Origin of the sequence: Alcanivorax sp., from assembly GCF_014762765.1 — a bacterium.
Taxonomy (GTDB): Bacteria; Pseudomonadota; Gammaproteobacteria; order Pseudomonadales; family Alcanivoracaceae; genus Alcanivorax.
Genome location: NZ_JABURH010000016.1, coordinates 1 through 8,703, shown reverse-complemented (window position 1 = coordinate 8,703; position 8,703 = coordinate 1). Strand labels below are relative to the sequence as shown.

The 8,703-nt window shown below is 61.5% G+C and carries 5 protein-coding genes; all 5 read right to left on the bottom strand.

Annotation, left to right across the window (positions count from 1 at the left end; genetic code table 11):
* On the bottom strand, positions 1 to 2,035 hold a 2,035-nt coding region (locus HUJ17_RS00535), incomplete at its 3' end, for a molybdopterin-dependent oxidoreductase (RefSeq protein WP_290508871.1).
* A 558-nt stretch (positions 2,036 to 2,593) separates the two neighbouring features.
* Complete coding sequence (locus HUJ17_RS00530; protein ID WP_290508870.1) at positions 2,594 to 3,592, bottom strand: porin; 999 nt, start codon at positions 3,590 to 3,592, stop codon at positions 2,594 to 2,596.
* 315 nt (positions 3,593 to 3,907) lie between these two features.
* Entirely contained in the window at positions 3,908 to 4,684 is a 777-nt protein-coding gene (gene mazG / locus HUJ17_RS00525) for a nucleoside triphosphate pyrophosphohydrolase (RefSeq protein WP_290508869.1), read from the bottom strand.
* 206 nt (positions 4,685 to 4,890) lie between these two features.
* Positions 4,891 to 7,128, bottom strand: coding sequence for a GTP diphosphokinase (gene relA / locus HUJ17_RS00520; protein WP_290508868.1), 2,238 nt, complete (start codon positions 7,126 to 7,128; stop codon positions 4,891 to 4,893).
* 84 nt (positions 7,129 to 7,212) lie between these two features.
* Complete coding sequence (rlmD, locus tag HUJ17_RS00515) at positions 7,213 to 8,553, bottom strand: 23S rRNA (uracil(1939)-C(5))-methyltransferase RlmD (RefSeq protein ID WP_290508867.1); 1,341 nt, start codon at positions 8,551 to 8,553, stop codon at positions 7,213 to 7,215.
* Positions 8,554 to 8,703 lie beyond the last annotated feature (150 nt).

The following is an 8,703-nucleotide window of genomic DNA, read 5'->3' as shown; positions in this document are numbered from 1 at the left end:
CGTCGCAGAGCCAGGCTGGCAGGGTGATGGTGCCGGAGGGGGTGCTGACGACCACGTCGTCACCGTCGGCCACGGCCAGCCGTTTGGCATCGTCCGGGTGGATCATGGCATTGCAGCGGCCCTTCCCTTTCACCAGCCGCTGGCTGTTGTGCATCCAGGAGTTGTTGCTGCGGATGTGGCGGCGGCCAATCATCAGCATCTGGTCAGGCTCCACCGGCTTGGGCGCCGGCAGGCCCTGCAGGGCACGGAAGTAGAGCGCCGGCACTAGGTTGATGCGCTGGTCCCGGGTGAACAGCCGCTCCGGGAGCATGGGCTCCAGGGGGCCGAGATCAATGCCGTGGGGCTCGGCCAGCAGCTTCTTCAGGGTCAGGCCCTTGCGCTCGCCTCTAAGGACTTTCCAGGCCACTTTGGGCAGGGAGTGCAGACCGTTGCGGCGCAGGTCGTCCAGCACCTTGCCGCCGGTGCCATAGGGCCCCAGCCGCAGGCCCAGATCCACCAGGCCACGATCGCCCAGTTTACGGACAAAGCGGTCGGTGGCGGCGATTTGCAGGCGGGTTTTGCGATCCCGGGCGCGCAGGCGATTGAGCCTTGTGGTGAGGCCGTTGAGGATTTCCCAGTCGTGCAGGGAGCCTTCGGGTTTGGGCACCAGCGGCGGGGTGAATTTGACCACGTTGCGCACGGCCACCGCCTGGAAAATAGGGTCGAACTGGGCGTGTTCCAGCTGCCCGGTGGGCGGCAGGATGATATCCGCGTGGCGGGTGGTTTCGTTGATGTAGAAGTCGATGCTGACCATGAAATCCAGGTTGCTCAGGGCCTGATCCAGCTTCTGGCCATCGGGACAGGACAGCACCGGGTTGCCGGCGTGGGAGACAAAGGCTTTCACCTGCCCCTTGCCCGGAGTAAGCATTTCGTCGGCCAGGGTGGTCACCGGGAATTCGCCACCGAATTCCGGGTAGCCGTGCACCCGGCTGCGGTAGCGGTCGAAGCTGCCGGTGTCGCCGCTGAGGGCACCGATGGCGACGATGTCGAAGGCGGGCTTGGTGAACATGACGCCGCCTTCCCGGTCCAGATTGCCGGTGAGGATGTTGATCACATAGACCAGCCAGGCGCTAAGGGTGCTGTGGGCACTGGTGGTAACGCCGACCCGGGAGTAGATGGCAGCACGGGGAGCGGCGGCGATGTCGCGGGCCAGTTTGCGGATGGCATCGGCGGGCAGGCCCACGGTGTCTGCTACCTTTTCCGGTTTCCAGTTGGCGACCAGGCGGGCCAGGTCCTTTTTGCCATCGAGAATCTTGTCCAGCTGGCCCGGGGCTACCAGCAGCTCTTCGAACAGCACCTGGACGATGGCCAGCAGCAGGTAGACGTCGGTGCCGGGGCGCACGAAGTGGTGTTCGTCGGCGACCTTGGCGGTTTCGGTGCGGCGCGGGTCGATGACCACTACCCTGCCCCCGCGTTTCTGCAGGGCCTTCAGGCGCCCTTTCACGTCCGGCACGGTCATGATGGAGCCGTTGGAGGCCAGCGGGTTGCCGCCGATGATCAGGAAGTAGTCGGTGCGGTCCACATCGGGGATGGGAAACAGGGCCTGGTGTCCGAACAGTTGCCAGGTGGCCAGTTGGTGCGGGAGCTGGTCGGCGGAGGTGGCGCTGTAGCGCTGACGGCTGCGCAGGGCTTTCACGAACGGCAATAGAGTAAAGAGCGCCCCGTGGTTATGGGCGGTGGGGTTGCCGAAATAAAGGGCCACCGAATCCTTGCCGTGGGCTTCCTGGATGTTGTGCAGCCGCTGGGCGGTTTCGTCCAGGGCTTCGTCCCAGCTGATTGGCACCCAGCCATCGGCGGTGCGTTTCACCGGGTGGCGCAGGCGGTCCGGGTCGTGGTGCAGGTCCTGCAGGGCCACGGCCTTGGGGCAGATGTGGCCTTTGCTGAACGGGTCGTCCTTGTCGCCACGGATGGCCAGAATCTCGTCACCGCGATGCTCGATCTCGATGCCGCACATGGCTTCGCAGAGGTTGCAGGTGTGGTAATGCGTCTGTTTCATCCGTGACCTCGTCCTGGCGCTTTGACTTGGAGTGTTCTTGATAGCAGAGGTGCAAAGAGGATGCCATGATCCGGCCAAAAAAAGCGGTTAATGCCATTGCTGGATGGTACAGCGCGCTCTGCCGGGGAATCCCGGCAGCGCCTGCAGCTAGCCGGATTAGTAGGGTGCATTACCCCTGACTTTTCTACTGTGGGAAGCGATGCTCGCATCGCGAATAACGACGGTCTCGCCGGCCCTTTCGCGATGCAAGCATCGCTTCCCACAACTGTCGAGGAAACGTCCGGGGAACAAGGAGATGTGAGTCTGCGGTTAACTTTTGTGCGGAGACGGATTTAACGCCGGCCTGGCCGAATCCGTAGGGTGCATTGAGCTCAAGCGAACTGCACCGGCCCGGCATTGGATTGGTGCAGTTCGCCCCAGGCTCAGTGCACCCTACGGGAGCCCCTGCGTTGTTTGGTTTCGCCAACAAAAAAAAGCCCGCCATAAGGCGGGCAGCTGTCACTTGCGTCGAGGAAAAGCTTGGCCGGGGGAGCAAGCCCCCGCCGGCCTTATTCTTATTTAGAACTTGTGTTCCATGCCGATGCCGAAGATGGTCTCTTCTTCGTCAGCCAGGTCGAACTCGAGCTGGGTACCGTAGGCGTAGACTTTGCTGGCTTTGGCCAGTTTGTAGTCTGCACCCAGGCTCACCTGAGTCACTTCTTCGTCAGACTGATCGCCGTCGGTCATGCCGTACTGGGCTTTCAGTTTTACGCGGTCGATCTTCATGGCTGCGCTGACAACGATGGAGCTATCTTCGCCTTCGCCTTCAGTTTCTTCAGCCAGCTGGTACAGGGCGCCCAGCTCGAAGTTACCCGGCTTCAGGCCAGCGGCAACGCGGGTGATGTCCAGGCTTTCGATGCCGGTGCTGTCAGCGACCAACTCGTCAACCATGTCGGTATCGCGGGAGATGGCGCCGTAGAACATGTCTTTTTCGGCAACCAGAGAGATGGAAGTGGTGTCAGCGATATCGGTATCCGCTTCGCCATCCGCATCCACGTCGTCACCTTCAGCCGGGATGAACGCCAGGTTCAGGGTGATCATGTCCGCCAGCTTGGGAGTGCTGTACTGAATGATGTTGGAAACACGGTTTTCACCGGCCAGGACATTCTTGATATCACCGCCGATATCGTTGAACTGGTCGATTTTACCCTGTGCTTTTTTGGTCGGGGTGTCGAACTTACCCGCTTTGATGGTACCGAAGGAGCCTTCCAGGCCACCGAAGATATTACGCTGGGTGAAAGTCTGGCCACTCTTGTCGCCGTCATCCACGCTGATCTCGAATTCAGCCTGGTAGATGGCTTTCAGGTTGGCCACGTCCAGGTCGAAATCACCCTTCACACCCAGACGGGATGCGTTGCTGTTCAGCTCCCAGGTGTCTTCGCTGGTGGTGCCGTCGTCAACGTCAGAGTTTTCCAGGGAAACGTTCACTTTACCGTATACAGTCGGACCGTCAGCCAGAGCCAGGCCAGGAAATGCAACAGCGGCCCCCACAGCGATCGCAAGCAAGTTCTTCTTCATTCCAACACTCCTTCAATCAGGCAATATTTGTATGCAAGGCAACAGCGTGAATGAGACCTCGTCGTTCGGAGGTATCGTTTACTGCTTGGTGGCGCAGTATGGGGAGTTAGCGTGACGGAAAAGTTGCTCTAATGTGAAGTTTTTATTTCAGCGGGAACTTTCTCCAGTTGACAGTTGATAGTGGACAGTTGACAGCGTCGCGAAAATGGCTGGTCAGGTTTTGAAACGTAAGAGGCCGCGTCCAAGTGGTGGGCGCGGCCTCTTACGTTTCAGATAAACACTCAGGGTTTCCGCGCAGCTGTCAACTGTCCACTATCAACTGTCAACTGATTTCGCTTTCTGCCAAGCAGCTTCCAGGGCGTCGTCGTCGAGGGTGTCTAGCGGTTCGGGCTGGTCCTGCTCCATTTGGCGGAAGCGGCGTTCGAATTTGGCGGTGGCCTTGCGCAGGGCCTGTTCCGGGTCCAGCTTCAGGTGGCGGGACAGGTTGACGAGAGTGAACAGCACATCGCCGAATTCATCCTCGATGGCGGCCCGCTCGCCGCTGGCCATGGCCTCATCCAGTTCCGCCAGTTCATGGTCCACCTGGCGGCGTACCGGGGGTGTTTCCGGCCAGTCGAAGCCTACCTTGGCGGCTTTCTTCTGGACTTTAGCTGCCCGCTGCAGGGCCGGCAGGCCGGCGGGGACGCCATCCAGGGCGCTGTCATGGGCCCGGCCCTTGGCCGCCCTCTCCTGTTGCTTGATGGCCTCCCAGTTGTCCTTCACGGCGGCTTCGTCGGCGGCGTCCGACTCGCCGAACACATGGGGGTGGCGGCGCACCATCTTGTCGCACAGCACCTGAACCACGTCGTTGAAGTCGAACAGGCCTTTTTCCCGAGCTATCTGGGAATGGAACACCACCTGCAACAACAGATCCCCCAGCTCTTCCTTCAACTCCGGGTAATCCTGCTGGGCAATGGCCTCCGCCACCTCGAAGGCTTCCTCGATGGTATAGGGGGCAATGGAATCGAAATCCTGCTTCATATCCCAGGGGCAGCCGGACTCCGGGTCGCGCAGGCGGGACATGATTGACAGCAGGGTTTCGATGTTAGGCATGCTTTCCTCTACTCTTATTGCCAAGAAATGGAAGGGAGAGAGGCAAGTCTCAAGTTAAAAGTTGCAAGGCGCGAATTCGGCCAATTGCCTCACGAATACCGCCGGAGCCGCGCCGCTACGCCAAAATGGCAACGTCGCGGCTCAGGAGGCATCATCTGGCACAACCACTGGTGCGCGCTTTGCAACTTGAAACTTTCAACTTGCCACTATTTCTTGTAGCGCCGCACCTCAAGCACACCCTTGAGCTGGTCCATCTTGGCCAGCACCTTGCCCAGGTTGCCGAGGGTGGCGATTTCCAGGGTGAGGAGCATGGTGGCGGTGTTGTCGTCCTGGTGGGACTGGGTGTGAACGGCGGTGACGTTGACCTTTTCGTTGGCCAGTACCGCGATCACGTCCTTGAGCAATCCCTGACGGTCCCAGGCGCGCAGGAAGATATCCACCGGGTAGGTGATGCGGTCCGCTTCGCCCCAGGTGACTTCGATGACCCGGTTGGGGTCATCGCCCTGCATGGCCAGCAGTTTTTCACAGTCGGCCCGGTGCACCGTGACACCGCGGCCGTGGGTAATGAACCCCATCACCGGGTCGCCGGGAACCGGCTGGCAGCAACCGGCCATGTGGGTCAGCAGGTTGCCCACGCCCTGAATGGTCACATCGCCGGATTTCGAGGCCTTGGGCTTGGAGAGCACCAGGTCCAGCTCCCGCTGGCTGTCGTCCGGCTGCAGGGACTGGACCTGGTTGACCACATGCCCCGGGCGCAGGTCACCGGCCCCCAGGGCCGCCAGCACATCGTCGCCGGTCTTCAGATTCAGGTGCGGCGCCAGGGTATCCAGATCCACCTTTTCCAGGGCCAGGCGGGACATCTCCTTTTCGAGCATGGCCTTGCCCTGGGTGATGTGCACATCTCGATCCTGGCGCTTGAACCACTGGTGGATGCGCGCCCGCGCCGAGGAGGTAGCCACATAACCCAGTGACGGCGTCAACCAGTCGCGGCTGGGGCCGCCCTCCTTGGCAGTGAGGATGGTGACCTGCTCGCCGGTGTTGAGGGTGTAGTTCAGCGGCACGATGTGACCGTTGATCTTGGCCCCCCGGCAGCGGTGCCCCACTTCGGTATGGATATGGTAGGCAAAGTCCACCGGGGTGGCGCCGGCCTCCAGGTCCACCACGTGACCATCCGGGGTGAACACATAGACCCGGTCGCTGACCAGGCCATGGCGCAGCTCGTCCACCATGGTGTCCGGGCTGTCCTCGCCCAGCTCCTCATGCCATTCGAGTACCTGGCGTAGCCAGGCAATCCGCTGTTCGTAGTCGCTGACACCGCTCTTGCCCTTCTTGGCGCCTTCCTTGTAACGCCAGTGGGCACAGACGCCCAACTCCGCCTCTTCGTGCATGTTGAAGGTACGGATCTGGACTTCCAGCATCTTGCGTTCCGGGCCCACCACCGCCGTGTGCAGGCTCTGGTAGCCGTTGGCCTTGGGGCTGGCGATATAGTCGTCGAACTCCTTGGGCACGTGTTGCCACAGGGAATGGACGATGCCCAGGGTGGCGTAGCAGTCACGCAGCTCCGGCACCAGCACCCGCACGGCGCGCACGTCATAGACTTCGCCGAATTCCAGGTGCTTTTTCTGCATCTTCCGCCAGATGCTGTAGATATGCTTGGCCCGACCGTGGACTTCGGCGCCATGGATGCCGTTTTTCTCCAGGTAGCCACGCAGCTGCTCCAGCACATTGTCGATGTACTGTTCCCGGGCCAGGCGCTTTTCGTCCAGCAGTTTGGCGATCTTCTTGTAGGCGCCGGGTTGCAGGTAGCGGAAGGACAGGTCTTCCAGCTCCCACTTGAGCTGCCCGACCCCCAGCCGGTGGGCCAGGGGCGCGTAGATGTCGAAGATTTCCTGGGCCACCTTGCGCTGGCGCTCGGGCTCGGATTCCTTGACGGCACGGATGATTACGGTCCGCTCGGCCAGCTTCACCAGGGCCACGCGCACGTCGTCGACCATTGCCACCAGCATCTTGCGCATGTTGTCGAGCTGGCCGTCCTGCTGGCCGAGCACCGCCTTGCGGGTGGGGTTCAGGTTGGTGCTGATGGCCGCCATGCGCAGCACGCCTTCGATCAGGCGGGCCACGTCCGGGCCAAATTCCTTTTCCACTTCCGGCAGGGACATCTGCCCTTCGCGCACGGAGCGGTAGAGAATGGCTGCGGGCAACACATCGGTATCGGCGCCCAGGTCAACCAGCACTTCGGCCATTTCCAGGCCGATATCCAGGCAGCCCTTGCCATAGGGCCAGTGGCGACCGGCCGCTTCCCCGGCCATCTGGCACTGTTCCGCCCGCTCACAGGCCTGCTCCAGTGCCTCGCCGTTGCGTACCGGGGCCCGGGTGTCCAGGTTCGCCAGCCAGTCACGCCAGTGACCGGTGGTGCCTTCTGTGGGACGGCGTACCGTTACCATGTGCTTTCCTTCTGGTTTAGGTGGCGAGCCAAGACTGAAGCCACCCGCGTTGGCGCCTGGCGAGCCAGGCACCAACCGCTCACGTCATTTCTTCTCGAACACCGCGATGGATTCCACGTGGGTGGTGTGGGGGAACATGTCCATCACACCCGCCGCTTTGAGACGGTAACCCAGGGCGGTGAGTTCCCCGGCATCGCGGGCCAATGTGGCCGGGTTGCAGGATACATAGACGATCCGCTTCGCACCAAAGCGGGGCATCAACTTCACCATTTCCAGCGCGCCGGTGCGCGGTGGATCAATCAGGATACGATCATATTTGCGATTGGCCCAGCTCTGGCCGGCCACATCCTGACTCAGATCCCAGGCGTGGAATTCCAGGTTTTCCAGGCCATTGCGGCGGGCATTCTCGTAGCCACGCTCCACCATGGCCTTGCTGACTTCCACCCCCACCACCTTGCCGGCCCGCTTGGCTGCCGGAATGGTGAAATTGCCCAGACCACAAAAAAGGTCGAGCACGGTGTCGTCCGGGGAGATGTCCAGCAAGTCCAGTGCCAAGGGCACCATCTTGCGGTTGATCTCCGCATTCACCTGGGTGAAATCCGTGGGGTGAAAGGCCAGCTCCACATCGGCAGAGGGGTGGCGGTAGTACAGGCGCTCCTCATTCTCCGCCCCGGTGAGGGCCGGCCAGATGCGGTGCACGGTGCTCTCGTTGCCCGGTTGCAGGTACAGGTGCCAGCCCAGCGGCTGACAGAAATCCAGGAAGGCCTGCTGATCTTCATCAGGCAGCGGGTCCAGGTGACGGATGATCAGGGCCACGTCGTCATCGCCGGCGGCCAGCTCGATCTGCGGGATGCGGCTGCGGCTCTTGAGGCCGTGCATCAGGGTACGCAGATCGGAGAGGCGATGGCCCACGGACGGAATCAGCACTTCGCACTGCTGCAGCTGGGCGATGAAGCTGTTGCGCTTTTCCCGGAAGCCCACCAGGGTTTCGTCCTTGGCTTCCACGTACTTCACGCCCATGCGGGCCTTGCTGCGATAGCCAGTCACCGGGCCGGCGAGCGGCGGCAGCCACTCTTTCGGTTCCAGGCCGCCAAAGTGCTGGAGCTGCTCGCGCAGTACCGCTTCCTTGCGGGCGATCTGCACGTCCGGGTTCATGTGCTGCAGGCTGCAACCACCGCACAGGGTGCTGTGCTGGCAGGGAGGCTCGACCCGATCCGGGGAGGCGCGCACGATCTCCACCGCCTTACCCTCGTCGAACTTGCGGCGCATGTAGGTGAACTTGAACATCACCTCTTCACCGGGCAGGGCGTTGTCGATAAAAGTGGTCTTGCCATCACGGCGGGCAATGCCGCGGCCGTCGTGGCTGAGCGATTCAATGCTGGCGGGCTCCGGGGTTTCCGGTAACTGCTTGCGTTTTCGGGCCATGAGATCTCAAATTTCGAGGAGTGGTGTTCTGTGGGAAGGGATGCTTGCATCACGAAGACGACCGGTGCCGACGTCATTCATCATGCAAGCATGATTTCCCACAGGGTTTCAGATGGGGTTTCGCTGTTAACTGTTCACTCTTAACTGTTA

What these genes read in the sequence shown, in the direction of transcription:
- HUJ17_RS00530 (WP_290508870.1), bottom strand. Translation starts at nt 3,592, where the DNA reads ATGAAGAAGAACTTGCTTGCGATCGCTGTGGGGGCCGCTGTTGCATTT.
- mazG (WP_290508869.1), bottom strand. Translation starts at nt 4,684, where the DNA reads ATGCCTAACATCGAAACCCTGCTGTCAATCATGTCCCGCCTGCGCGAC.
- relA (WP_290508868.1), bottom strand. Translation starts at nt 7,128, where the DNA reads ATGGTAACGGTACGCCGTCCCACAGAAGGCACCACCGGTCACTGGCGT.
- rlmD (WP_290508867.1), bottom strand. Translation starts at nt 8,553, where the DNA reads ATGGCCCGAAAACGCAAGCAGTTACCGGAAACCCCGGAGCCCGCCAGC.